The organism is Lysinibacillus sp. FSL W7-1291, assembly GCF_038593415.1.
Classification (GTDB): Bacteria; Bacillota; Bacilli; order Bacillales_A; family Planococcaceae; genus Lysinibacillus; species Lysinibacillus fusiformis_D.
The window spans coordinates 678,753-704,108 of record NZ_CP151994.1 but is presented as its reverse complement, the minus strand read 5'-3'; the positions used below and the strand labels follow the sequence as shown (position 1 = coordinate 704,108).

21 protein-coding genes are annotated in these 25,356 nt (G+C 36.8%); 1 reads left to right on the top strand and 20 read right to left on the bottom strand.

Annotated features, from left to right (window positions below; translation table 11 throughout):
• Window positions 1–45: 45 nt before the first annotated feature.
• The 3 genes from uvrA to NST76_RS03225 form a co-directional block, all read right to left on the bottom strand.
• Window positions 46–2,913, bottom strand: a complete 2,868-nt coding sequence (uvrA, locus tag NST76_RS03235; protein ID WP_101966437.1) for an excinuclease ABC subunit UvrA — start codon at window positions 2,911–2,913, stop codon at window positions 46–48.
• A gap of 7 nt (window positions 2,914–2,920) precedes the next feature.
• The gene (gene uvrB, locus NST76_RS03230) at window positions 2,921–4,900 is read right to left on the bottom strand and encodes an excinuclease ABC subunit UvrB (RefSeq protein WP_342544620.1); all 1,980 of its coding nucleotides are present in this window, start codon (window positions 4,898–4,900) and stop codon (window positions 2,921–2,923) included.
• 460 nt (window positions 4,901–5,360) lie between these two features.
• Window positions 5,361–5,609, bottom strand: coding sequence for an IDEAL domain-containing protein (locus NST76_RS03225; RefSeq protein ID WP_036120988.1), 249 nt, complete (start codon window positions 5,607–5,609; stop codon window positions 5,361–5,363).
• Between the two features lie 226 nt (window positions 5,610–5,835).
• Here NST76_RS03225 and NST76_RS03220 point away from each other — a divergent pair, with 226 nt between their 5' ends.
• Window positions 5,836–6,345, top strand: coding sequence for a competence protein ComK (locus tag NST76_RS03220; RefSeq protein ID WP_036120991.1), 510 nt, complete (start codon window positions 5,836–5,838; stop codon window positions 6,343–6,345).
• Window positions 6,346–6,386: 41 nt separating this feature from the next.
• On the opposite strand, the gene prfB is transcribed toward NST76_RS03220, so the two are convergent.
• The 17 genes from prfB to NST76_RS03135 form a co-directional block, all read right to left on the bottom strand.
• Window positions 6,387–7,488, bottom strand: a protein-coding gene (gene prfB / locus NST76_RS03215; protein ID WP_101966489.1) for a peptide chain release factor 2 whose coding sequence is annotated in 2 segments (ribosomal slippage) — window positions 6,387–7,415 and window positions 7,417–7,488 — 1,101 coding nt in all. Because the reading frame shifts where the segments join, the coding sequence is not laid out codon by codon here.
• 124 nt (window positions 7,489–7,612) lie between these two features.
• Entirely contained in the window at window positions 7,613–8,155 is a 543-nt protein-coding gene (locus tag NST76_RS03210) for a competence protein ComK (protein ID WP_036120994.1), read from the bottom strand.
• A 343-nt stretch (window positions 8,156–8,498) separates the two neighbouring features.
• Entirely contained in the window at window positions 8,499–11,009 is a 2,511-nt protein-coding gene (secA, locus tag NST76_RS03205; protein WP_036120997.1) for a preprotein translocase subunit SecA, read from the bottom strand.
• A 142-nt stretch (window positions 11,010–11,151) separates the two neighbouring features.
• The gene (raiA, locus tag NST76_RS03200) at window positions 11,152–11,703 is read right to left on the bottom strand and encodes a ribosome-associated translation inhibitor RaiA (RefSeq protein ID WP_036121000.1); all 552 of its coding nucleotides are present in this window, start codon (window positions 11,701–11,703) and stop codon (window positions 11,152–11,154) included.
• Window positions 11,704–11,802: 99 nt separating this feature from the next.
• Window positions 11,803–12,183 (bottom strand): PilZ domain-containing protein, encoded by a 381-nt coding sequence (locus tag NST76_RS03195; protein ID WP_342544618.1) that lies wholly within the window; start codon window positions 12,181–12,183, stop codon window positions 11,803–11,805.
• Window positions 12,184–12,378: 195 nt separating this feature from the next.
• On the bottom strand, window positions 12,379–12,789 hold the full coding sequence (gene fliS, locus NST76_RS03190) for a flagellar export chaperone FliS (RefSeq protein ID WP_141904756.1): 411 nt from the start codon (window positions 12,787–12,789) through the stop codon (window positions 12,379–12,381).
• 208 nt (window positions 12,790–12,997) lie between these two features.
• Entirely contained in the window at window positions 12,998–13,357 is a 360-nt protein-coding gene (locus tag NST76_RS03185; protein WP_271912412.1) for a flagellar protein FliT, read from the bottom strand.
• Window positions 13,358–13,384: 27 nt separating this feature from the next.
• Window positions 13,385–15,877, bottom strand: coding sequence for a flagellar filament capping protein FliD (gene fliD / locus NST76_RS03180; protein WP_271912410.1), 2,493 nt, complete (start codon window positions 15,875–15,877; stop codon window positions 13,385–13,387).
• A gap of 21 nt (window positions 15,878–15,898) precedes the next feature.
• Window positions 15,899–16,288 (bottom strand): flagellar protein FlaG, encoded by a 390-nt coding sequence (flaG, locus tag NST76_RS03175; protein ID WP_089934818.1) that lies wholly within the window; start codon window positions 16,286–16,288, stop codon window positions 15,899–15,901.
• Between the two features lie 200 nt (window positions 16,289–16,488).
• Complete coding sequence (gene fliB, locus NST76_RS03170) at window positions 16,489–17,709, bottom strand: flagellin lysine-N-methylase (RefSeq protein WP_271912407.1); 1,221 nt, start codon at window positions 17,707–17,709, stop codon at window positions 16,489–16,491.
• A 194-nt stretch (window positions 17,710–17,903) separates the two neighbouring features.
• On the bottom strand, window positions 17,904–19,034 hold the full coding sequence (pseC, locus tag NST76_RS03165) for a UDP-4-amino-4,6-dideoxy-N-acetyl-beta-L-altrosamine transaminase (RefSeq protein WP_271912405.1): 1,131 nt from the start codon (window positions 19,032–19,034) through the stop codon (window positions 17,904–17,906).
• Window positions 19,031–20,077: a pseudaminic acid synthase gene (gene pseI / locus NST76_RS03160; RefSeq protein WP_271912403.1), complete on the bottom strand. Its 1,047-nt coding sequence runs from the start codon at window positions 20,075–20,077 to the stop codon at window positions 19,031–19,033. The genes pseC and pseI overlap by 4 nt, the downstream gene beginning before the upstream one ends.
• Window positions 20,074–21,033 (bottom strand): UDP-2,4-diacetamido-2,4,6-trideoxy-beta-L-altropyranose hydrolase, encoded by a 960-nt coding sequence (gene pseG, locus NST76_RS03155; protein WP_089934813.1) that lies wholly within the window; start codon window positions 21,031–21,033, stop codon window positions 20,074–20,076. The genes pseI and pseG overlap by 4 nt, the downstream gene beginning before the upstream one ends.
• Window positions 21,033–21,755: a glycosyltransferase family protein gene (locus tag NST76_RS03150; protein WP_101966440.1), complete on the bottom strand. Its 723-nt coding sequence runs from the start codon at window positions 21,753–21,755 to the stop codon at window positions 21,033–21,035. Before NST76_RS03150 ends, pseG begins: the two co-directional genes overlap by 1 nt.
• Before the next feature lie 15 nt (window positions 21,756–21,770).
• Window positions 21,771–22,943 carry an acyl-CoA reductase gene (locus NST76_RS03145; RefSeq protein WP_342544616.1) on the bottom strand — a complete coding sequence of 391 codons (1,173 nt, stop codon included), beginning with the start codon at window positions 22,941–22,943 and terminating at the stop codon, window positions 21,771–21,773.
• Window positions 22,940–24,001, bottom strand: a complete 1,062-nt coding sequence (locus NST76_RS03140; RefSeq protein ID WP_089934807.1) for an acyl-protein synthetase — start codon at window positions 23,999–24,001, stop codon at window positions 22,940–22,942. The genes NST76_RS03145 and NST76_RS03140 overlap by 4 nt, the downstream gene beginning before the upstream one ends.
• On the bottom strand, window positions 23,998–25,332 hold the full coding sequence (locus tag NST76_RS03135; RefSeq protein ID WP_089934803.1) for an AMP-binding protein: 1,335 nt from the start codon (window positions 25,330–25,332) through the stop codon (window positions 23,998–24,000). Before NST76_RS03135 ends, NST76_RS03140 begins: the two co-directional genes overlap by 4 nt.
• Window positions 25,333–25,356: the final 24 nt, after the last annotated feature.

Below are 25,356 nucleotides of genomic sequence, written 5' to 3'. Positions count from 1 at the left end.
CATCATATGAAAAGTTTCACTGCAAAATTGAATAAATTGGGTCTGTTAAGATTGAGACGCTTCTACTAGCAATGCATCCATTCGCAGACGATCACGTTCCAGGATAGGTTTTAAGTATTTCCCTGTGTAAGAGCCAGCGACTTTTACTACCTCTTCTGGTGTACCTGTTGCAACGATAGTGCCACCTTTATCTCCACCTTCTGGCCCTAAGTCGATGATATAATCAGCGGTTTTAATAACGTCTAAATTATGCTCAATGACTAATACAGAGTCCCCATTTTCAACAAGCCGCTGCAACACGACTAGCAATCGAGCAATATCATCGGCATGTAAACCTGTCGTTGGCTCATCCAAAATATAGAAGGATTTCCCTGTAGATCGTCGGTGTAACTCAGAGGCTAGCTTTACGCGCTGTGCCTCACCACCCGATAAAGTGGTAGCTGGTTGTCCCAATTTCATATAGCCCAAGCCCACATCGACAATTGTTTGTAGTTTACGCTGGATTTTAGGAATATTTTCGAAAAACACTACTGCATTTTCAATCGTCATATCAAGAATATCTGCAATACTCTTATCTTTATACTTCACTTCAAGTGTTTCACGATTATAACGTTTGCCATGACATACCTCACATGGAACATAAACATCTGGAAGGAAGTGCATTTCGATTTTAATAATGCCATCTCCTCGACATGCTTCACAGCGTCCACCTTTAACATTAAAGCTAAAGCGACCTTTTTTATAGCCTCGTACCTTTGCTTCATTTGTTGCCGCAAAAACATCACGAATATCATCAAAGACACCTGTATACGTTGCTGGGTTTGAACGAGGCGTACGACCAATTGGTGATTGGTCAATATCGATTACTTTTTCAAGCTCATCTAGGCCCGTCACTTCTTTATGTTCTCCAGGCTTAACCTTTGAACGATTCAGCTTCTGTGCCAATGATTTATATAAAATTTCATTTATCAGTGTCGATTTCCCAGAGCCTGACACACCTGTCACCGCTACAAATAAACCCAGTGGCACATCCACTTTGACGTTACGTAAATTATTTTCCTTAGCGCCTTTAATGGACAGCTTACGACCATTTGGTTGACGTCTTTCCACTGGTAATGGAATGAATTTTTTACCACTTAAATATTGCCCTGTTAGAGAGTTTTCATTCTTCATAACTTCCTGTGGTGTGCCTGCTGCCACAATTTGACCGCCATGAACACCTGCTCCAGGTCCCACATCAATAAGATAATCGGCTGCCAACATCGTATCTTCATCATGCTCTACCACAATTAACGTATTGCCGATATCACGCATATTTTGCAGCGTGTTAATTAAACGATCATTATCACGTTGATGCAAACCAATAGAAGGCTCATCTAAAATATAGAGAACTCCTGTTAAACGTGAGCCGATTTGTGTAGCGAGCCGAATACGTTGCGCCTCTCCGCCTGATAATGTCCCTGCTGCACGACTCAATGTCAAATAATCTAAACCTACGTTGACAAGGAAGCCCAATCGTTCTTCAATTTCTCGTAAAACCAGTCGAGCAATTTGCATATCCTTTTCAGTTAAATCCAACTCTTTGAAAAATGTGTCCGCTTCCTGAATCGAATATTGTGTGACTTCACCAATATGCTTATCTGCTACTTTCACAGCTAACGTCTCAGGCTTTAAACGATAACCTTTACAGGACGGACATGGCTGCTGTGCCATATATTTTTCCATTTGCTCACGAACATAATCGGATGTTGTTTCTTTAAAACGGCGTTCCACATTGCGCACAACACCTTCAAATTCAATCATTTGGTCTCGCACATTGCCAAACTCATTTTCATAATGGAAGTGAATTTTGTCTTTTCCTGAGCCATATAAAACCTTATCCATCTTTTCCTTTGGTAAATCCTTCACAGGCACGTCCATTGGGATATCGTAGTGATCACACACCGCTTTTAATAATTGTGGATAGTACTGTGAACTAGTCGGTTCCCATGGAGCAATAGCATGCTCTAACAAGGAACGATCCCAATCTGGAACGACTAAATCTAAATCCACTTCCTGTGTTGAGCCTAAGCCATCGCAGCTTGTGCAAGCACCAAACGGGCTATTAAATGAAAACATACGAGGCTCTAGCTCGCCTATAGAAAAACCACATATCGGGCAAGCATGATGTTCACTAAATAATAATTCTTCATACTCCATCACATCAACAAGTACACGACCATCAGCCAAACGTAAAGCTGTTTCTAAGGAGTCACTCAAACGTGAGGCAATACCTTCCTTCATAACAACACGGTCCACTACTACTTCAATCGAGTGCTTTTTATTTTTATCAAGATCAATCGCATCATCTAAATCCCGTAATTCCCCATCAATTCGCACACGAACAAACCCTTGCTTTTTTAAATCCTCTAGCAGTTTAACATGGGTTCCCTTGCGTCCAGAAACCATCGGCGCAAGAAGCTGCATTTTTGTTCTTTCTGGATATGATAATAAACGGTCTACCATCTGCTCAATCGTTTGGGAAGTGATTTCTATGCCATGATTTGGACAGATCGGTTTACCAATGCGTGCATAAAGTAATCGTAAGTAATCATAGATTTCCGTTACCGTACCAACCGTAGAACGTGGATTACGACTCGTTGTTTTTTGGTCAATGGAAATAGCAGGCGATAATCCTTCTATTGCATCGACATCTGGCTTATCCATTTGTCCTAAAAATTGACGGGCATAGGCAGAAAGGGACTCAACATAACGACGTTGGCCCTCCGCATAAATTGTGTCAAATGCTAGAGAAGATTTTCCTGAGCCTGATAAACCTGTTAATACGACTAATTGGTCACGTGGAATTGTGACATTGATATTTTTTAAATTATGAGCACGTGCACCTTGCACGACAATTTCAGTATTTTTCACAAGTCATTCACCCTTCTACCTTCAATTCAAATATTGTATCTCGCAACTCAGCCGCACGTTCAAAATCAAGCGCTTTTGCTGCTTCCTTCATTTCGACCTCTAAGGAAGCCAAAAGCTGTTCTCTTTCCTCCTTTGTCAGCTTTTTGCCTTTCGTAGCCTTTGTCACATAGGATTCTTCTTCTTCTGCCACTTGTGTCGCACGAATTACATCTGGGATTTTCTTGATAATGGTTTGAGGCGTTATGCCATGCTCCTCGTTGTAAGCCATTTGCAATGCACGACGACGTTGTGTTTCATCAATTGCCTTTTTCATCGAATCTGTTACATGGTCCGCATACATAATGACATGACCATTTGCATTACGTGCAGCACGACCAATCGTTTGAATTAATGAACGTTCTGAACGTAAAAATCCTTCTTTATCAGCATCAAGAATCGCTACAAGTGACACCTCAGGAATATCAAGCCCTTCACGCAAGAGATTAATACCGATGAGTACATCGTACGTTCCTTTACGTAGCTCACGAATAATCTCAATACGTTCTAGCGTTTTAATTTCGGAATGTAGGTACTCGACCTTTAAGCCCATTTCTTTCAAGTAGGCCGTTAAATCTTCTGACATTTTCTTCGTTAATGTTGTCACTAAAACCCGTTCATTTTGAGCAATTCGATCTTGAATTTCATCAATTAAATTATCGATTTGCCCTTCAATAGGTCGCACTTCAATTAACGGATCCAATAATCCAGTAGGTCGAATAATTTGCTCAACCATTTCCGGCGTATGCTCCAGCTCATAAGGGCCTGGTGTGGCTGATACATAAATGGCCTGATGCACTCGGCTTTCGTATTCTTCAAAACGTAGTGGACGGTTATCAAGTGCTGATGGCAAACGGAAACCATGTTCTACGAGTACACCTTTACGAGCTTGGTCACCATTGTACATACCACGAACCTGAGGAAGTGTTACGTGACTTTCATCTACTACAAGCAAAAAGTCATCTGGGAAGTAATCTAGCAATGTATATGGAGTGGCACCTGCTCCACGCAATGTTAAATGGCGTGAATAGTTTTCAATCCCTGAGCAAAAGCCCATTTCACGCATCATTTCTAAATCATAACGTGTCCGTTGCTCTAGGCGCTGTGCCTCCAGTAATTTATCCTCTGCACGTAGCAACGCAAGACGTTCCTCTAATTCTTTTTCAATGTTTTCAATCGCTTTTCGCATTTTCTCTTCTCGTGTAACGAAGTGGGATGCCGGGAATATAGCAACATGCTCTCGATCCGATAAAATTTCTCCAGTTAAGGCATCCACCTCTCGAATACGATCGATTTCATCACCGAAAAACTCCACTCGAATACAATGCTCGTCACGTGAGGCTGGGAAAATTTCCACTACATCTCCACGTACCCGAAATGTTCCCCGAGTAAAACTGACATCATTACGCTCGTATTGAACATCTACAAGTTTGCGCAGTAGCTGATTACGTTCAATTTCCATACCTGTGCGAATTGATACAACCATTTCTCGATATTCTTCAGGAGAACCTAAACCATAAATACAGGACACAGATGCAATAATGATGACATCATCACGCTCAAATAATGCAGAAGTAGCAGAGTGACGCAGCTTATCAATTTCATCGTTAATGCTGGAATCTTTTTCTATATAGGTATCTGTCTGCGGTACATAGGCTTCTGGTTGGTAGTAATCATAGTAGCTGACAAAATATTCAACAGCGTTATTCGGGAAGAACTCTTTAAACTCACTATATAACTGGCCAGCTAGTGTTTTATTATGTGCCATAATGAGTGTTGGTTTTTTAATTTGCTGGATGACATTAGAAATGGTAAACGTTTTACCTGTTCCCGTAGCACCAAGTAATGTTTGATGACGCTTGCCCGCTTTCACACCCTCCACTAATTCCGCAATTGCCTGTGGCTGATCCCCGTTAGGCTGATATGGCGCTTGTAAATCAAATGTTTGCACACATGTCCCCGTCCTTTCCTTCCAATTTGTACATATATTTTAGCATAGCAATATTAAAATTTCGAACATTTAACGAACGAATGTTTGTAAAAAATTTTTTATCCCTAAAATTTAAATGAATAACCGTGAAGCGAAGAATACTTATTACTCTCATAATAGCCGCTTCAACACGTTTTCAAGCTTAATCTATTCAATAGATTTCGATTCTTGAGTAGAAGTCATAATATTTTCAGTAGAGGGCTTCTGCTTTTGTGAGTGGGGTAACAGATTTTTGGCGTGGGTTGCATTCTTTTATGAGCCAGGGCTCTTGCTTTGAGAGCGGATTTACTCCTGAGCAGGAGTTCTTACTTTCTGAGCAACTCTCCCTCTTTTATAAGCGAAGACTCTCACTTTTTGAACGAGCAGCCCTCCTTCAATCAAAAAAATCCCGCTCTCCACTAGACATGGAGAGCGGGTTCGTTTAGTATGATTCATCCTCTGTTTGCTGCAAGGAATGTAGTTCGGCTGCGTATTGGTAAAATGCGTTTTCATCTTTTTCATCGAGTACTCTGTCTATCAGAACCATGAGCTGCTCTTGACGATGCATACGCTGGATACGATTTAAAAATAAATCTAAATAAATCTCGTTTAATAATTTCTCTGCCTCATCAACTTTTTTCGACTGACCCACGGCTTTTAGAAAATCTGTGTACGAATAATATTTATCCAACGATCTCACCTCGATCCTTTTCTAAATTATATGAAAATTGAAATTAAATTGCAATGCTTACGAATCGAAAATAACTTGGATTAGCTATTAATCTCGTGACATTTGCAGTGAATTCTCTAAGCATTTCATTCTTTTCTGAAGGGTTTTCAGCTACTTTGTCTATTTTTTGAAACTCCCCTTTTGTTCTACACTACCATTATCAACAGAAAAAGGAGGCTCTCTCTATATGACTAGCAATTTTGTCAATAGCTACTTAATTTCATTCAACACTTACTTGCTTCAACCTATTCAGCACAACTCCAAGGTTTTCACTCATGTTATCGATAAGCACAATGAACTGATCGTCACGCGTAAACCGATGCATGTGCTTCGAAAATCTTGTATCTCATTAGGTTCAACCTATGAAGCTGCAAAACTATCGGCTAAACGTTTCTTCGGCAATCAACACAAGCTACCAATCGTCGTGGCCTTTGACTACGGCTATCCCTGTATTTTTCTACCAACCTACTCCCCGAACTCCATTCATAATATATGGATTGGACTTCACGCGATTATCAATATTACACCAAGTCAGACGGGATGTGTTGTCACATTAAAAAATGGTAAAACAATTGAACTACCTATTCAATATGCCTCGATTAGTAAACAGTTTTTGAATGCATCGATGCTCTATAAATATTACATGAACGAGCGCAAGCAGCTTAGCCAAGATGCGCCATATCACCCTCCCTTTTAACTAGAAAATCCCCCAAGGACACCTCTTGGGGGATTTGTGTATTAGCCAATTTTCGAGCGTAAATAGGCATTAATAAACGGATCTAAATCGCCGTCCATCACTGCACCAACATTACCTGTTTCTTCATTCGTACGGTGATCCTTCACCATAGAGTATGGGTGGAATACATACGAACGAATTTGTGAGCCCCAGCCGATTTCCTTTTGCTCACCACGTATTTCATCTAGTTGCGCTTGCTGCTTATCTAACTCTAATTGATATAATTTCCCTTTTAGCATCGTCATCGCTTTTTCACGGTTTTTAATCTGTGAACGCTCTGCTTGACACTGTACAACAGTACCAGTCGGAATATGTGTAATACGAACTGCTGAATCTGTCGTATTAATATGCTGACCACCCGCACCTGTAGCACGATACGTATCAATTTTTAAATCCTCTGTGCGAATGTCGATTTCAATATTTTCGTCGAACTCTGGCATAACATCACAAGAAACAAATGATGTATGACGACGGCCTGACGAATCGAATGGTGAGATACGCACTAGACGATGCACGCCTTTTTCAGCCTGTAAATAACCGAAAGCATTGTGACCTTTAATCGACAATGTTACCGATTTAATCCCTGCTTCATCACCAGGAAGATAGTCCACAGTCTCCACTTTAAATCCACGTTTCTCCGCCCATCTTGTATACATACGTAACAGCATAGAACCCCAGTCCTGAGATTCCGTTCCACCGGCACCAGGGTGTAGCTCTAAAATGGCATTGTTTTGATCATATGGACCACTTAACAGCAATTGCAGCTCAAAATCCCCCATTTTTTGCTGGAATTCTGCTAGCTCTTTGCCTAGTTCTTCCTGTAACTCTTCATCTGGCTCTTCCTGTAAAAGCTCCAGTGTCATATCTAAATTTTCATGGGTTTCCACTAAATCTTTATATTCATTGACGATTGCTTTTAAGCCATTGCCTTCATTGATGGTCACCTGTGCCCCTTGCTGATCATCCCAAAAGCCAGGCTCTAGCATCATTTCATCTAGCTCCTGAATGCGTGCCTCTTTGTTTTCTAAGTCAAAGAGACCCCCTGAAGTCCGCCAGTTTTTTGGCTGTAGTGTCTAACACATTGCGTACATCTGCTAATTCAATCATTGTTAAATCCTCCGAACGTTAGTAATGGAGCTAACATTGCACTCACAAAGCTCCGTATCTTTTCATTATAACGTTTTTACAAAGGAAAACATACTATCTAGCAGTTGTTTTCTCGGAGTAATCAATGATCCTGTGTCTCGTCCTCTAGCATATTAAGAGCGAGACGCTGAAAAACCTTTACACGGTCATACTGAACGAGCAAATGCTTTGTTCGTTTTTCTAACCTATATTTTAATAAATAGGCTCTCTGAATACGATATTCTAACGCTTTAACACTGACATCCACTACCAGTTCTTTGCCATTCGTAAAAGTTATTTTTGCTCTCTTTTTATCCACAGCGATATATTCATCAATATGATGAACGGCGAACCAGATACATTCAGGTTGTAGAGGAGACTTACTTGGAAACCATAAAATATTACATCGTTCATCCACTACAATTGGATTTTTATTAAGCTTTCCTAAAATCATTTTCGAGCCATCAAATGCCCCTCTTAAACTCGAACCAAAATAACGAAGGTTATAGTCCATTAACTTCGTTGGTGCTAATTTCGATAGATATTCATTATTTTTCTCAATTACCCGCGTACATAAATTTCCAAAGGAATCATACACAGGCATATACATCATCGTTTCACTATTCATAATATCTTTTTTATGCACCTATAGTCCTCCTTTATACACTTTATGTTTTTTCAATTAAAATAAAAAGGGATATACCAATATTCGTACATTCCAGATGTTTGTGACTCGTAAAATTGCTTTATTATCATGCATAGCACCCCTTCCCTTTCTAGGTCTAAGTCTTCATAGCACCTTCTTATTTAGGATAATAACGGGAGCTTCCCTGAACTAAAATCCTAATATTACAGCTATTGTATACCCATATTTTTCAATTGTCTATAAATTCTGACTTTTATTCCTAAATTTCTTCCTAAAACAGTATAATGTCAAAAGAAAAAAACCATTTCAACATGTAGTTAAAATGATTTTTTTCACTAATATATTATTGACCTGCACCATGACAGTTTTTAAATTTCTTGCCGCTTCCACATGGGCATAAATCATTACGACCAATATTTTCAGACTTACGCACAGGTTGTTTTTTCGGAGCTGAGCCGCCTTCTTCCTTCGGATTAACCGCTTGGCCCTTCGCCACCTCTTCACGCTCAAGATTACTGCGAATTTCTGCCTTCATTGCATATTTCGCAACATCCTCACGAATAGACGCAACCATATCCTCAAACATAGCAAAGCCTTCTTGTTGATATTCTCGAAGTGGATCATTTTGTCCATATGCACGTAGATGGATACCTTGACGAAGTTGGTCCATCGCATCGATATGATCAATCCATTTCGTATCAATAGAACGTAATAAAATTACCTTTTCAAACTCACGCATACGCTCTGGTGTCAGTTCTGCCTCTTTTTCATCATAACGAGCATGAACAGCATCCGAAACCAACTGATTAATGTCTTCAGCAGACTTGCCTTGGAAATCTGCTACTTTAAGCTGACCCTCTTCTAACAGATTAGCCGCTACAAAATCTTCAATTGCTTTTAAGTTCCAATCTTTCTGCTCACCCTGAGTATACAGACCAACAACATTATCGATTGTCTCTTGAATCATAGACTCTACGAGTACACGCATATTCTCTGTTTCCAATACATCATAACGCTCTTTATAAATAATCTCACGTTGCTGACGTAGCACATCGTCATATTGTAATAAACGTTTACGTGCATCAAAGTTATTACCTTCGACACGTTTCTGCGCTGATTCTACAGCTCTCGACACAACTTTTGATTGCAATGGCTGAGAATCATCCATGCCTAAGCGCATCATCATCGACTTCATATTATCAGAGCCAAAACGACGCATTAAATCATCTTCTAGGGATAGATAGAACTGCGTAACCCCTGGATTCCCTTGACGACCAGAACGTCCACGAAGCTGGTTATCGATACGACGTGATTCATGTCGCTCTGTCCCGATGACCGCTAAACCACCAATTTCTAGTACACCTTCACCTGGTTTAATATCTGTACCACGACCCGCCATGTTTGTCGCAATCGTTACTGCGCCCTTAGTACCGGCATTTGCAATAATTTCTGCCTCGCGTTCATGGTTTTTCGCATTCAAGACATTATGAGGAATTTTATGTTTATCAAGTAACTGCGAAATAATTTCAGATGTTTCAATCGCAACTGTACCAACAAGCACAGGTTGTCCTGCCTTATGACGCTCAGCAATATCGGCCGCCACCGCTTTATATTTTCCTTCCATCGAAGCAAAAATTAAATCTGGACGGTCATCACGAGCTATTGGTTTATTCGTTGGAATCGCAATAACGCTCATGTTGTAAATATTTCGGAACTCTTCTTCCTCTGTTTTCGCTGTACCTGTCATACCCGCAAGCTTTTGGTACATACGGAAATAGTTTTGGAACGTAATGGTAGCCATTGTCATTGATTCATTTTGAATGTCAACGCCCTCTTTGGCTTCAATTGCTTGGTGAAGTCCATCAGAATATCGACGGCCCTTCATTAAACGGCCCGTAAAGCCGTCAACAATTACAATTTCGCCCTCTTGGACAACATAGTCAACATCATTATGCATACTCACATGTGCCTTTAACGATTGGTTAATGGCATGATTTAAGCGTACATGTGTTAAATCAAACAAATTGTCGATCCCAAATGCTTTTTCTGCCTTTTCTACACCTGCATCTGTTAATGTAACACCTTTTGTCGACTCTTCGTATGTGTAATCTGTATCTGCACTTAACATGCGTACAAAAGCATTAGACTGTTTGTACAACTGTGCTGATTTCCCAGCTTGACCCGAAATAATTAATGGCGTACGAGCCTCATCAATTAAAATAGAGTCCACCTCATCGATTACAGCATAATGAAGCGGTCGTTGAACACGCTCTTCTTTATAAAGCACCATATTGTCACGTAAATAGTCAAATCCTAATTCATTGTTTGTACTATAAGTAATATCCGCTTCATATGCCGCACGCTTCTCTTCTTTTGACAGGCTATTTAAATTTAAACCTACTGTAAGACCTAAGAAATTATACAGCTGTCCCATCTCAGCAGCATCACGACTAGCCAAATATTCATTGACTGTTACAACATGTACACCTTTACCAGTAATCGCGTTTAAATAAACCGCCATAGTAGCTGTTAATGTTTTACCTTCACCTGTTTTCATCTCTGAAATATTACCTTCATCCAGTGAAGCAGCCCCCATGATTTGAACACGGAAAGGATACATCTCTAAAACACGTTTAGATGCTTCGCGACAAACAGCAAAAGCCTCTGCACGAATCGACTCTAAATGCTCTCCATCAGCATAACGCTTTTTAAACTCTTCTGTTTTTGCTTGTAATTGTTCATCTGAAAGCTGTTCCATTTGAGAAGCAAATCCCTCTACTTGGTCAGCGATTTTTTCTAATTTTTTTAACTCACGTTTATTGAAATCAAATAATTTATTTAATAGGTTTGCCATGAATGTTTTTCACTTCCTATATAGATTCAACTTCCATTTTACCATTGTGTAACAGTTTCATGCAAACAGTCACCCTACTTGCAGAAGAAAGTCATACAAAAAAGACTCTCGCCATCGCGAGAGCCTTTGTCATCATGAAGTTTTAAGTTGTTTCGATTAAGCCATATTTACCGTCTTTACGTTTATACACAATATTTGTGCCATTAGATTCAGCATCTGTAAAGACATAGAAATCATGCCCTAACATATTCATTTGTAAAACAGCCTCTTCTTGATCCATCGGTTTTAAATCAAATTGCTTTGTACGTACAATTGAGTATTCCTCTTCCTCTGTAGTAGCATCAGCGGCTGCTTGTGTAGTAGCAAAATAAAGGCCTGCACCTTCTCGCTCACGGAATTTACGGTTTACTTTTGTTTTATGCTTACGAATTTGACGCTCTAATTTATCAACGATTAGATCAACCGCAGCATACATGTCATTATGACGCTCTTCAGCACGAAGAGTTAAGTTCTTCATCGGAACTGTGACTTCCACTTTTGTTTGCTTGTCATTATAAACCTTTAAATTTACGTTAGCATTGGCGTTAACATCTTCGTTAAAATAACGTTCAACTTTTTCGATTTTATTCTCAACATACTCACGAATAGCTGGAGTTACCTCAATATTTTCACCACGAATGTTAAAGTTTAACATGTAAACTCCTCCTTTATAACTGCTATACTATCTATTTCTACACAAGTGTGTGAAATTCCTCTAAAATAATTCTTTTTTTTACAAAAAATTTTTATAAAATTAATGGTTGCTTTGCTTTTTTGCTTCTGCCGCTTCCTTTTTACGTCGCAACTTTAATTCTTCTACAATCAAATCTTCTACTCGTGCCTGATCATTGAAATAAATGCCATATTGCTTGCCGCTACCAAACGGACGGCTCCAAATAACTTCACCATAAGCCCGCACCTCTTGTGTATCAAGCACAAAATGGATATCCAATGGTGGAGGATTCACGCCTAAATCCACTTCCGTATACATCTTCAACCCACGCGGACTAATATCCAGCAATTCAGCCATAGCCGTCTGCCCATGATTAACTCTCCCATTTTCATAAACAGCAAAAGTTATTTGAACAGGCTCCTCAAATTTAAATCGGAAACCTTCTTGACGCTTAAAAATCATATTCCCACCCCAGTACTATGTTAAACATTTATATTGCTTTGATTATGACACGATGCCCTTCATACAGCTAGAGGGAATAAGTAACATATTTTACCGTCAAATAGCCTAATTTATGACTATTTAGTGTTAATTTCTAGTTATTATTCCTGTCATATAGAAAAGAGACCATCTTTTGATGATGGTCTCTAATTTTGTCTAAATTTGTCCGCTGTTTCCCTGACCAAATTGCTGTTGTCGAGTAATGCGAATAACTTCCTTCCACGTATCGCGGAATTCCGTCACCAATCCTTCTACTTCTTCAATAATCGCTACATCATTTTGAATGTTTGCCTCTACTAAACGATGATTCATATATTCGTAAAGAGGTAGCATTTGTTTCGAAATCTCAATATCCATATTGAGTGTAGACATTAGCTCGGCAATGATCGCCTGTGCCTTTATAAGATTTGTATTTTTTTCTTGGACATTTTTCTCTTGAATAGCTTGTTTCGCCTTATGCAAGAATTTTAAACATCCATTATAAAGCATTAACGTCAATTCGCCAGGAGAAGCTGTAGTCACACTATTTTGTTTATACGCATTTTGTGCTGTTAAATTTGCTGCCAATAAAGGACAACTCCTTTGAAAGGTTACTTATTTACTAGTTTAAACCATTTTACGAAGAAAAGCTATTTGATCAATAACGCCCAAGCGTAATTGTGTCGGGATTTTGAATTGTGTGATCATAATTCATCCTTTTAAAATTCTTGACGTCCGCCGGAGCTTTATCTTCATTCAGCTTGCGGCTTCCACCACACTAAATGAAGATAAAATGTCAATTCTTTTTATCGTAATACATCCCGTCCATCACACGAACATTGGAGTAAGGGTTGAAATATTGCTGTTCACTTTTTTTCGTTTTTTGTAGGTTTGCCATATCTTGCTTAACTGCATCCATAACAGCTGCTAATCTTTTTTTAATACCATTATCTAGTTCCAACAGTGTACGATGAATACGATTTTGTTCATTGAAATGAAAACCTTCTTGTTTCAAGCCTTTAATAATCGTTTCACGCTTGTCCAACATGCTATTGATTGTGTTGATGTATTCGTCACGCTCTTCACCATTTGGAATGTCACCTAAATGCTTAAATAAATTGGCTGACACTTGCAATAGTTGATCTGTTTGATGCATATTATTCTCCTACCTTAATTAGAAGCCTCAGCCTTGCATGAACATGCTGGATTGTTGATTTGCTTTATTTATTGCTTGCTCCATTGCTGTGAATTGCTTCCAATAGCGAGATTCTATATCCTCTAGTTTTCTCTTCCAAGTACTAATTCGACTTTCTGTATCCATTAGGTTATTTCCGATTGCATATTGAGCGTCTGTCATCGTAGAACGTCCAGCTTTTTTTTCAATAGTAATTTCAAAAGTTTTCATCGATTCACGTAGTTTTTCTAAATAACCTCGTGTATCGACTGTTTTTCCATCTACTACATCATCTTTTTTACCTTCACTATTTTTAAAGAGTTTTTCAACTGCATCAGGATCTTCTTCTAATACTTTTCGTAATTTTGTTTCATCAATTTCTAATGTACCGCCATCATTATAGTTTTTTGATGTTGTAATCCCAATACTGAAAAGGGTATTATATTTTGAATCAATACCAGGATTTGATTGATATACTAAAGAACGCATACCCGAAAGCCCTTCACGAATAAGAGTATCACCTCTTAATAACCCACTCTTCGCTTTTTCTTCCCAAAGCTTAATCTCATTTTCTGACATGTCTTCTCTTTGCTCACTAGTCAATGGCGTATAATCACGATATTTAGTTTCTTTTGTTTGATCATTTAAATCTTTGATAAAACCGTTATAAGTAGTGATAAACTCCTTAATTTTAGCCATGATGTCATCAACATCTGTTGTGGAAGTCATTGTGACTGCTTGTGCTTTTTGAGCAGCATTTACTTTATCTTCGTCAACGATTTTACCACCACTACCATCATCCTTTAAAATACCTGCCGCATTTGCATCTGCTGTTGCTGCCTTTTCGGTATTAGTTGCTTCTGTTAAACGAGTTTGAGCTGCTTTCTCTTCAGCATCGGCAGTTAAATACTCTGAACGTTTAATATTCTGATCCGCCAAATCATAGAATTGACCTTTTTCTTCTGGGGATAAGCTATTCCAAACCTCTTTTTGTTTTTCTGTTAAATCCTCAACCTTTTTAGATCCATCTTGCAAACCTTTAATTAACGCATCTCCAAATTGATTATACTTTTGTTTTAAATCCTCAGCTTGAGCTTTTTCTTGATAAGTTTTTAAAGTTGCTGAATCTGTTGCTATTAAATTAGTTAAATCATCTTTACTTAAAGATTTTAACGCATCTTTTACTTCTTTTGTAAATTCAGGATTATCATCTATATCTTTATGAATTTTATCAATTGAATCATTACTGTCATATGAGAAACGTTTTAATGCATCGATGGCATTTTGATCAAAATCTTTTAATTTTGCACCATACTTTTCGTACTCTGCTTGAGCTTTAAAATCTGTAAGCTGATCTTTGTTTGAAAATAAAACATCTAACACATCATTAGATAAATCCTTTAATTTCGCTTTGCTTTCATCACTTAAAGAGCTTCCATCTAGATTATCTTTAATACCTTGTGCAGATGATTGGTTTTTAATGTAATTTATTTCATCAGTTGATAAATTTCTCCACGCATTATTTCCAAGTTTGTTATATTGCACTTGTTGTGACAAAGATAAAGTATTACCAAAAGCATTTTTATAAGCAGTTTCATGGTTAGCTGTATAGCTATTAATATCACTAGCACCATAAGCATTTTGTTTTGTAGTAAGATTTGCTTGTTTATTTGCTAAATTAGTAGTAGCATTTTTTAATTCTTCCACAGCAGCTTTATATTTATCTGCAATCGTTTGGAGGCCGTTGAATGTATCTTTTAACGTTACATTATAACCCGAAATCGTAAACGTATTTGTTGTTCTTTCTGTTGCTATACCATTCACAGTGAAAATAGCATTTTTTCCTTCTGTATTTTGAACTTTATTAGGATCAGCAAACCCTAACTTGTTGAAAATATCTAAACCACCTACAACTTTGATTTCATCATCACCTTTAACATCACCAGTGTTTTTGGCAGTAAAGGAGAATCGACCATTTTCAAATACAGCACTAATTCCTGCATTACTAGAATTCACTTTACTAATAAATTGATCAACTGTCATATCAGAAGTAATTTCAATCTTTGTTGCCTCACTCGCTAATTGACCGTTGGTTTGAATGGCTTTAAATTCTATAGTTCCTGTTGCTCCTAAATCGGACATTTTCGTAGTTCCTACAGCATTAACTTGATCACCAACTTTACGAGCTGCTGTAGCTAATTGGGAAACACCCTCGATTGACAGTGTTCCTGAAGCACTTCCTGTTGCAGTTGCAGATACTAAGTTAGAATTAGAACTAGCTGCCGTTTTAGAAATAAGACTTTTTAGTACTAGATTATCTGATATATAAGTATCAAATGTTTTTAGCTTTGTATTAACACTTCGATATGCGTCACGTTGCCACTCGTACGTTTGTTTCTTTTGATATAACTTGTTTAAAGGTGCTCTTTCCGCATTCATTAATTTTTTTACTATTGAATCTATATCCATTCCTGAAGCTAAACCGCCGATTCTATTTACCATTATATTTCCTCCTAAATATTCTTATATTTTTTCGTCCACAATCATCCCTAATAACTTTTGCATCTCATAATATGCGTCTAAAAGTTTTTTTGGAGGGATCTCTTTTACGACTTCTTCTGTTTGGGTATCAACAACTTGTACAAAATAACGATCTAAACCGTCATGTAACACAAATTTAGAAGCATTATGATTGATTTGCAAAAATTCATTCACAGTATCTACTACATTTTGCAACTTTTCTTTAGATACCTCTTGACCCTCAGCAACTGGTATTTTTTCTCCTTGTGATTGCGTTATTAACTGAGATTTAATAGTAGTCATCGTAGTTTCTTCTATAATAGCTTTCTTAGAAGATGTTGATGACGTTGCAGTTCCCACATCTGTAGATTGTCCTTGAGCTGCAATACGCATAATATGTAACCTCCCAAACATTTCGTATTCTTATATCTAGTATCGGAAGTTTTTAGAAATGTTTCACCTTTTTACAGCAAACTACTTTAGATGATACCTTTCTCAAAAAAACCCCTTATTCAGATGATATTTACCTGAATAAGGGGCTTCTTTGAATCTTTAACTATTATAAAAAGCATTTATAAAAAATTACGGTAGCTCTACTTACTAATCATGACAAACATATGCCCCATTGTTGTATAACCTAAATTCATCATACCCTCACGAACATCTAGCAAATAAGATGGGGTATGTTCAATCACCTTCGCAAGCTGTTGTACACATTCAATAAACATTTCTTGTGTTAATTGTTGTTGTTTAGCGGCCATACCAATTAGATGCAACTTAATTAACGTAAAATTGACAACAAGCATCATATAACTTTCAAAGAATGTCTTACAATCATAGGGAAATAGATTTTTAAATACATAGTTCACCATGTAATTTTCAAACATATATTCATTTTCTTTAATAAATGGTTCATATATATTAGTATAGGATTCTTTGTATTTCAATACTGTTGCTTCCATATCACGTAATTCTTTTTCTTCATCCTCTTCCAAAGCTAAGCCTTCTATTAATTGATGAAGAATAGTGATATATTTTTCTGAAGCAATACCACTTGTAATACGAAGGCGAATTAATGCACGTGCTAAATTCAATTGAAAATTTAAATTACCCTTAATATCTTCTAACGATTTAATATATTCATCGTTATCTAAACGATTTAGATAATCTTGCATTATCATTTGTAATTCTTGTTCCAATTCATTCGGTTTTAATTGTTCAATTTTTTGTATGAATAGCCCTAAAATAATTAAACGAATCTCAATAGGTTGTTGGCGACTTTGAAGAAGCTGAATTGTAAAAATACGCAAATCCCAAAAATGAGGGTGTTTTTCTAATTTTAGGTCCTTATTTATTAGTCCACGCGTATTTTTTGGTTCTTCTGTCTCTATAAAACCGATTCCATCTTTACGTAATAGAACAATTCGTGCTGCCTCTGGGCAAGACAATGTTAAACTTTTTTCTGTTACATTCCCTACACTTGTAAGGAATCGAGGATAAACAGCACAAGTATTACATAAAAACTCTTCTCCTAATTCTTTATGAATACTACATAACCCGTCCTCTAACATCATATGACAGTTTTTATTATCATCTAAAATGAACTTTGCATAATTAGAGTCATCATGACCTTTACGATTTCGTTTTACATATTTTAATAGTTTTTCTGCCATCTCCGGCTGACGCACTTTACGATACGCTTGATATGTTTTCTTTTCAACTGTTATATTCCAACCAGCACAACAAGTATCTTCACAAGCACTACCTATACAACTAAAATCTTCTATATATTCAGGAACTAAAATAGGTCTCATTTCCTACACCCTTTTTATAATTTAATATTAATATACATTATTTTTTTAATCTGAACATATGCTTACTTTTCTTTTTTGAATAATTTATTGATAGTTTTAAAAATAGATAGTGGTATCTTCTATTAATTGTTCTCACTCTATTCAACTACAGTTAATATAAATGATAAACTTCATATTAAAAGAATACTTCCTCATCAAATGTATTCTTTTAATATACTCACTATATAGTTAATATCTTCATCAGTTAAACGAGGATGTATAGGCAATGTTAACGCTTTTTTATACCATTCCTCTGCTACTGGGCATAGTCCTTGCTCATAACCAAGCTTTTGATAATACGGATGCCAATAAACAGGTATGTAATGAACATGGACACCAATATTTGCAGCTCGCATAGCATTAAATACTTGTTTCCGATTTGCTTCATCTAATTGAATCATGTACAAATGCCAGCCAGATTCAGTATCCTCTAGTTGCTTCGGTATTGTAATTCCAGTCACATTTCCTAATGCTTCATTGTACTTTGCAGCAATTTCTTGTCTCCGCTTAATAAAATAATCAAGTTTCTTCATTTGTGAAACACCAAGGGCTGCCTGTAAATCTGTCATACGAAAATTATAACCTAATTCTGTCATTTCATAATACCAGTCACCTTGTTCTTCAGCATAAGCTGTTGGCTCAATTCCATGACTTCTGAACTTTACTAGTTTTTTATAATAATTTTCGTTATTTGTAACAACTATGCCACCTTCTGCTGTTGTCACAGGCTTTACAGGGTGAAAACTAAACATTGTCATATCCGCCTGTGTTCCAACCTTTCGCCCTTTATAACTAGCACCAAATGAATGAGCACCATCTTCAATTACGACGAGTTCATGCTTCCTTGCGATATCCATAATGACATCTATATCAACAGGTTGTCCTGTAAAATCCACTGGAATAATTGCCTTTGTTTTTGATGTAATTTTAGAACGTATTTGTTCAGGGTTAATATTATAAGTACGTTCATCGATGTCCGCAAAAACAACTGTTCCGCCAACATAGCGTACACAGTTTGCACTTGCAGCAAAGGTAATAGGAGACGTAATGACCTCATCCCCTTCATCAATTCCAGCAGCATAACAAGCACCATGTAAAGCTGCTGTTCCATTGCAGAATGCTACTGCATATTTTGAACCAACATAAGCTGCCACAGCTTGCTCAAACTGTGCAATTTTCGGTCCTTGAGTTAAGTTTGGTGAACGCAATGTTTCAATAACTGCTTGAATATCATCTTCATCTATACTTTGACTGCCATATGAGATAAATCGAGGTGAATCAATCATAGTAATAAATCCCAACTTAATGGAGTTCCTTTTTTTACATCACGCTTAATCGATTTACCAATCACTAAATCATAGTACTTCGTTGGCAAACCAAGGCCTGGTCGAACGTTGCGAACATTTTGTTCTGTTAAAATATCACCAGCTTTTAAATCTGAGCCTATATATAAAGAACGTCGGAATTTTGCTGATTCCTTCTCCGCATTTGTTGGTCCATAACTCACATTCCCTAAACTTTGCCATGCACGCTCCGTTTCTTCCACTAACATTTTTAATTCATGTGGTTCCATTGAAAATGCAGAATCAACCCCTCCTTCAGCCCGAGATGTTGTAAAATGCTTTTCAATTACCGTTGCTCCAAGTGCCACTGCAGTAACCGATACACCAACCCCCATTGTATGATCTGATAAACCTACTTCTGTACTAAACATTTCTTTCAAATGTGGTATAGTTACTAAATTTGAATTAGCAGGTGTAGCAGGATATGTACTAGTGCATTTCAGTAATATGATTTGATTATTACCTTCTTCGCGAGCAGCACGAACTGCTTCATCTAGTTCAGCAGCAGTCGCCATACCTGTGGAAATAATCATTGGTTTTCCTGTTCGCGCAACTTTTTTAATTAATGGGATATCTACATTTTCAAATGAGGCAATTTTATATGCTGGTACATTCAATGTTTCCAAGAAATCCACTGCTGTCTCATCAAATGGAGAACTAAAAGCAAGGAGACCAAGTTCTTGTGCTTTTGCAAAAATCTCCTTATGCCATTCCCAAGGTGTATAAGCCTCTTTATATAAATTATATAAAGAATTACCTCTCCAGAGATTTCCATCTTCTTGGATGAAAAACTCACCTGTATGAACGTCTAATGTAATTGTATCAGGTGTATATGTTTGTAATTTCAGAGCGTCAACACCTGCTTCTGCGGCTAGCTCTACTAAATGTAATGCTCTTTCCAATGATTGATTATGGTTACCTGACATTTCTGCAATAATAAATGGCTTCGTATGACGACCAATTTCTCTATTTCCTATTTTAATCATTTTATCAACTCCAATATTTTATAAACCCACTCATTTGGTTGCTCATTTTGAGTTAGAATAAGCCCTTTTTCACTTAAATCTTTAATCTGTAAATTTTTTAATAACTGTTTATAAGTTTCCGATGTCACGTCTTTATGCCATCCCAGATTAATAACTATGCCAAGTTCTGCAACAAATTCTGTCCCTTCTTTCTGATTATTAGCTACAATAGTACTCGATGAAGGTAGTCCAACATAACAACGTTCCCATGTTGTACTTCCCCCCGCACCAATAGCAAAATCAGCCTGTTGCATTAACTTTGCCATATAATTAATTTGACAGTGATAGTCATACCCACGCTCTTCACAAATCTCCCGAATTTGTTCCTTAAAAACATTACCATTTCCAACAACTACATCAATATGTTTAAACTGAAATTCTTCAAGTGCCTCCAAAATTTTCATCGTCTCATTCGTTGGATCCGAACCGCCCATAAAAATGAGTAAATTTTCAATTTGTTCATTCCTCTTGCGCAATAGCCGTCTTGCATCAATAAACTCATCACGCATAATTAAATATTTTGGACCTAATAGCTTTATACATGCATCAGACACTAAATCGTCATATCGTGATTCAAAATTTGGCAATACATTAGGGTCCAGAAGCAACTCGCAATCATGCTTACGGTTCGCTAAATCATCAATTACCACAATTTTTTTTGTAAATACACGTATTTTGCACTCCCACTCTTTATCAATCCCATAATGATCAATGATATATATGTCTGCTTGCTCTGCTTCAAAAATATTTCCAAAACCTTCACTGATTACGTAATCAATTAGATTTCCAGGTAAATCTTGCATCCAAAAGATTACTTCACATCCATTCACACGCAAATTTTTTGCAACTGTCAAACAACGCATAACATGACCACTACCGATTTCAATAGATGCATCTGTACGAATAATGACTTTCATTAAATCACCGGCTTTTGCTCGATATGAGCATTTAGTTTTGCAACTTCAGGATTATCTTTTAAAAATTGAATCACATCTTTACTTGAAATTAATGGGTTGTTGAAATGCTTTGCCACCTCATAAATCAGTTTATAGTCTTCGATTGTATCTAGCGTAATGCGTAGTTCTGGCGCAATACGATTTGCTGGCGCTTTATATGTAACTGATTCAAATTCTTCAGCAAATTCATAGGCGTAATAAGTAACATGCTCACGATGTCGAGATTCTAGCCCTACTTTATGAATATATAAAAGTGCTTCATATGAAATAAGTTCTACCGCTAATCCTCGAGGTAATTGCCCGTCAATTAACACGATATCTTTACGTTCTTTTAGAATTAATTCTACAATATCACTTGCCATTTCATAGTCAACAAATGGACAATCCGATGTTACACGCATCACATAATCAGGTTTGTATTGCTTTGCACATTGAACATAGCGATCTAATACATCTCCCTCAGAACCTCTGAAATATGCAACTTGTTGCTGTTCACACCAATTTGCAATTGCATCATCCTGTTTTAAAGTACTTGTCGCAACAATAACTTCATTAACACCTTTGATAGCACGACAGCGCGTGATATCGTACCTTAAAACATCTACATCTCCAAGCGGTTTTAAAATTTTCCCTGGCAAACGAGAGGAGCCCATTCTTGCTTGGATAATTACAATTGTTTTCATAGTTAAACTCTCCATTTATAAAATTATTACTTCCCTCGTAAACGATGTTAAGAAACTTTGTCCATCCCAAACACCATCAAAATTTAGCGCTTGCCCGATTGGGACAATTCGATCTATCCCTCGTGTAGAAATTGATTCTACTAATTCCTTTAACTCAGGTTTCTCAAAACCAAAGTATGCAATTGTTTGATCTTTATCGATTATAATTTGTTCTAAGTCTATTAAGTTTTCAACTTCATACTCATAAAACAAGCCACCACCGCAATGCTTTTCACGTACACCTCTTGGCACATCATTTAGCTTTATACGTGAAAAGTTCGTTATAGGTACTACTTTTTCTACATAATTTTCCGCGGCTAATTGTAAACTTGTCGAATATTTCAATACTTGCGTTGCTGCTAATAACTCATGTTGCTTTTTCTGGATTTTACGTTCAAATGCCGTCCAAAAAGATTCTATTTTCTCACCTATCCAAACGATAAGTCTTGGTGATGAACATGCCATTTGGTCAAACCAAAACACATCGTTATAAAATTGCTCAAGTAATGCATCTAGTGCCTCATCATCTAATAACATAACTTTTTCGGAGTTTAATATGGCTAATGAGAATCTGTCTGGAAATGCTAATTCATTTGCTAGTGGTGCAAGGGGAATTTTACGAATGGCTTTTACCGTTTCATCCCCTCCCCAAATAACACGTGTATGACATGTTAGACTGAGCATTTCTGTTGCACTCTCATCATGACCATATGTACAAATTATTATTTGTTCCGCTAACGATTTATAATTAGGTAACTCTTCTAAAATCACTTGTAATAACTCATTTATTTCCGTTTTACTTGAAATACGAATGATATTGCGATTCCCTGCAAGAAGTGACAGCATCCATGAATAAACGAAAATAGTATCAACATTTGAAGGAGCGATATGAAAAGCTGTACCTCGCCCACGAACTACTTTTCCCTTAGTAGCCTTTTCAAACTCTGCTTGCATTTGCTTAATATTTGATTTTCGAAGCCAGTAACCAAGTGCTACAACTTCAGGCATGTATCGCATCCGTACAAAACGCTTCGATAAACTTTGTGTAAAAGCAATTACTTCTTCAGCAAAAGGTTGATTCAATTTTTGATTATTCAAGTTGCATAGTACATTATCAAAATTCCCATTCTTTGGCCAAAATATTTTCACAAACGCACACCTCCTTGAAAAGTATCACTACAACCGCGTAATTCTGCCTTCGGGATACGTCCAACTACACTAAAATACTTTCCTTTCCATCCACATGGACAATCATCAATACCATGAATTGTTCCTAAATCTTCTGTCAATAAAGAATGACCCGGATAACTTTTTGGTAATTCACTCACTACCTGAATTAAACCTTGTTGTCCTACAGGTAAAACATTAAACGTAATCGGATTACGAATAATCACATCAGCATAGCTCGGTGCATGTAAATGTCCTTCATTACACTCTACAAAAATTGAACCGACCTGTTCAACCATGCCATAATAGTTATGTACTTCTTGAATGCCTAATTGCTTACTAAGAAGATGATTAAAAGTCAAAGCATCAACCGCCTCATCCTTAAGCTTTTTCCATCCACCTCCGTGAATAAGTACACTATCACCAAAATTAATATTTAAACCTTTATCTCTTATTTCTTTATAAACGTACTGCCATATCATAAATGTAAAACCAAACAGTAATATACGTTGTCCTTCGTATTCTTTTAAATACGCTTGTAAACCTTCAACATCCAATGTCATATCATCATTTAAAGCATAAAAGTGTTTGCGACCGAAATTAGAGAACCCTAAAATTCCCGCTCCACGTGCACTAAATGATTTTCGATCCTTTAGCACAGATTTCGTATCTAACAGAATCATTGGCAAACGTCTATTACCTAAAATAGGTTTCATCACTTCTACAAGTGCTTTTGTCTGTGCAATCGATGTCTCTTTATCGAGGTAAATTTTAGATACTTGCTGTCCCGTTGTCCCACTTGATGTTAGCACTTTTACAACGTTCTCTTGAGAAACCGATTTTAAATTCATTAGCTTAAACAACTGCACAGGTAAAAATGGTACTTCTTCTAAACAACTTGCTTCTAGTAATGCATTGCTTTTTTCTAGCATTGATTTATATTCATGACAATTTTCAGTGTGCCATCTAGTTAGTTCATTTAATTTAACTACTAGTTCAATTTCTTTCTCGGCCTGTACTAAATGATAAGGGACCGTCATAAACAGCTCTCCTTTAGCTTCATATAATCGGTTTTTCCACTTACAAAACGTGGAATTTCATCAATCACCTTGACTTTAAATGCCGTTTTGTGAAGCTTATATAAATGTTCAATCGCTTCTTTTACTTTTTCAACATAATCAGCTTGTTCAATAGCTACAATTAATTTATCGTCAGATCCAGTACAAGCTAAAGGTATTTGTAGTTCTTCTTCAAGTTTCTTCTCCACATCATCTAAATTAATGCGCAAACCAAATAACTTAATAAAACGCTTCATTCGTCCTGTAATTGTAAAGTATCCATCTTCATCAATGATTGCTGTATCGCCAGTATATAGTACCCCATTAAGTTCATAGCCATTTGCTAAGTCTGATAAATTCTCAGCGTACCCCATCATGACATTAGCACCCATATAAATTAACTCCTCGGTTTCTACATCTATAGAAAGTTTGCCACCAGGAATAGCAATACCAATTGTGCTAGACTTCTCTAATACTTTTTCATAAGGAATATATGAAATACGTGGTGCAGCTTCAGTTTGACCATACATTATGTAAAATCTCTTATTTTGTTCTTTTGCATATTCTGCAAAATGCTTTACAAGCTTTTCATTTAATCGTCCCCCAGCTTGTGTCATTGTCTTTAAATAAGGTAACTCCATTTTTGTAAAGCCTATACGCTGTAACATTTGATATGTAAATGGAACACCTGCAATTGAAGTTGCTTTATGTTTTTTCACAAGTTCCCAAAATGACTTCTCCATCACGCTTTCATCAGTCAATAAAATTGAAGCACCTGCTAAAAGGTGACTATTCACAATCGACATGCCATATGAATAAGAAAGTGGTAGATTCATAACTGCTCGTTCATTTTGATTAATTTTTAGATACTCTATAATAGATTCAGCATTTACCCTAATATTGTCATAGGAAAGACGAACAAACTTTTGGCTACCAGTTGTACCTGAAGTACTTAATAAAATTGCAAGGTCAGGATGAATATTGGTTACTATTTCTTTTGTTCTTATTAATTGATTTTCATTTATTTCATACCCTTCATGGCTCTTTAATCCAATAATCCATTTCGGCTGATATGTTTTTATAATGTTTGCTAGTAATTCATGATTAATACCTTCATTAATCAGCATAACCGCATGCTTGCTATTCATAGCTGAAATATAAGTAGCTAAAATATCTATTGTGTTTTGGCATAGTATCAATATTAACTCTTTGCTTGTACTACGAAATTCAATTTTAGGAATTTCACTAAAAGCATATGTTTGTTCATTTGTAATAATCGCCACATCACTACTCTCTAAATTAAAAAGTTCCATAAGCTCGCTCCTTCTTTATAGGAA

Excerpts from the sequence above, each read along its gene's own strand:
- pseC (WP_271912405.1), bottom strand. The coding sequence starts at position 19,034 with ATGATTGATTCACCTCGATTTATCTCATATGGCAGTCAAAGTATAGAT.
- pseI (WP_271912403.1), bottom strand. The coding sequence starts at position 20,077 with ATGATTAAAATAGGAAATAGAGAAATTGGTCGTCATACGAAGCCATTT.
- fliD (WP_271912410.1), bottom strand. The coding sequence starts at position 15,877 with ATGGTAAATAGAATCGGCGGTTTAGCTTCAGGAATGGATATAGATTCA.
- NST76_RS03140 (WP_089934807.1), bottom strand. The coding sequence starts at position 24,001 with ATGACGGTCCCTTATCATTTAGTACAGGCCGAGAAAGAAATTGAACTA.
- pseG (WP_089934813.1), bottom strand. The coding sequence starts at position 21,033 with ATGAAAGTCATTATTCGTACAGATGCATCTATTGAAATCGGTAGTGGT.
- fliB (WP_271912407.1), bottom strand. The coding sequence starts at position 17,709 with ATGAGACCTATTTTAGTTCCTGAATATATAGAAGATTTTAGTTGTATA.
- NST76_RS03150 (WP_101966440.1), bottom strand. The coding sequence starts at position 21,755 with ATGAAAACAATTGTAATTATCCAAGCAAGAATGGGCTCCTCTCGTTTG.
- NST76_RS03220 (WP_036120991.1), top strand. The coding sequence starts at position 5,836 with ATGACTAGCAATTTTGTCAATAGCTACTTAATTTCATTCAACACTTAC.
- secA (WP_036120997.1), bottom strand. The coding sequence starts at position 11,009 with ATGGCAAACCTATTAAATAAATTATTTGATTTCAATAAACGTGAGTTA.
- raiA (WP_036121000.1), bottom strand. The coding sequence starts at position 11,703 with ATGTTAAACTTTAACATTCGTGGTGAAAATATTGAGGTAACTCCAGCT.
- NST76_RS03185 (WP_271912412.1), bottom strand. The coding sequence starts at position 13,357 with ATGCATCAAACAGATCAACTATTGCAAGTGTCAGCCAATTTATTTAAG.
- NST76_RS03195 (WP_342544618.1), bottom strand. The coding sequence starts at position 12,183 with ATGATTTTTAAGCGTCAAGAAGGTTTCCGATTTAAATTTGAGGAGCCT.
- flaG (WP_089934818.1), bottom strand. The coding sequence starts at position 16,288 with ATGCGTATTGCAGCTCAAGGACAATCTACAGATGTGGGAACTGCAACG.
- NST76_RS03135 (WP_089934803.1), bottom strand. The coding sequence starts at position 25,332 with ATGGAACTTTTTAATTTAGAGAGTAGTGATGTGGCGATTATTACAAAT.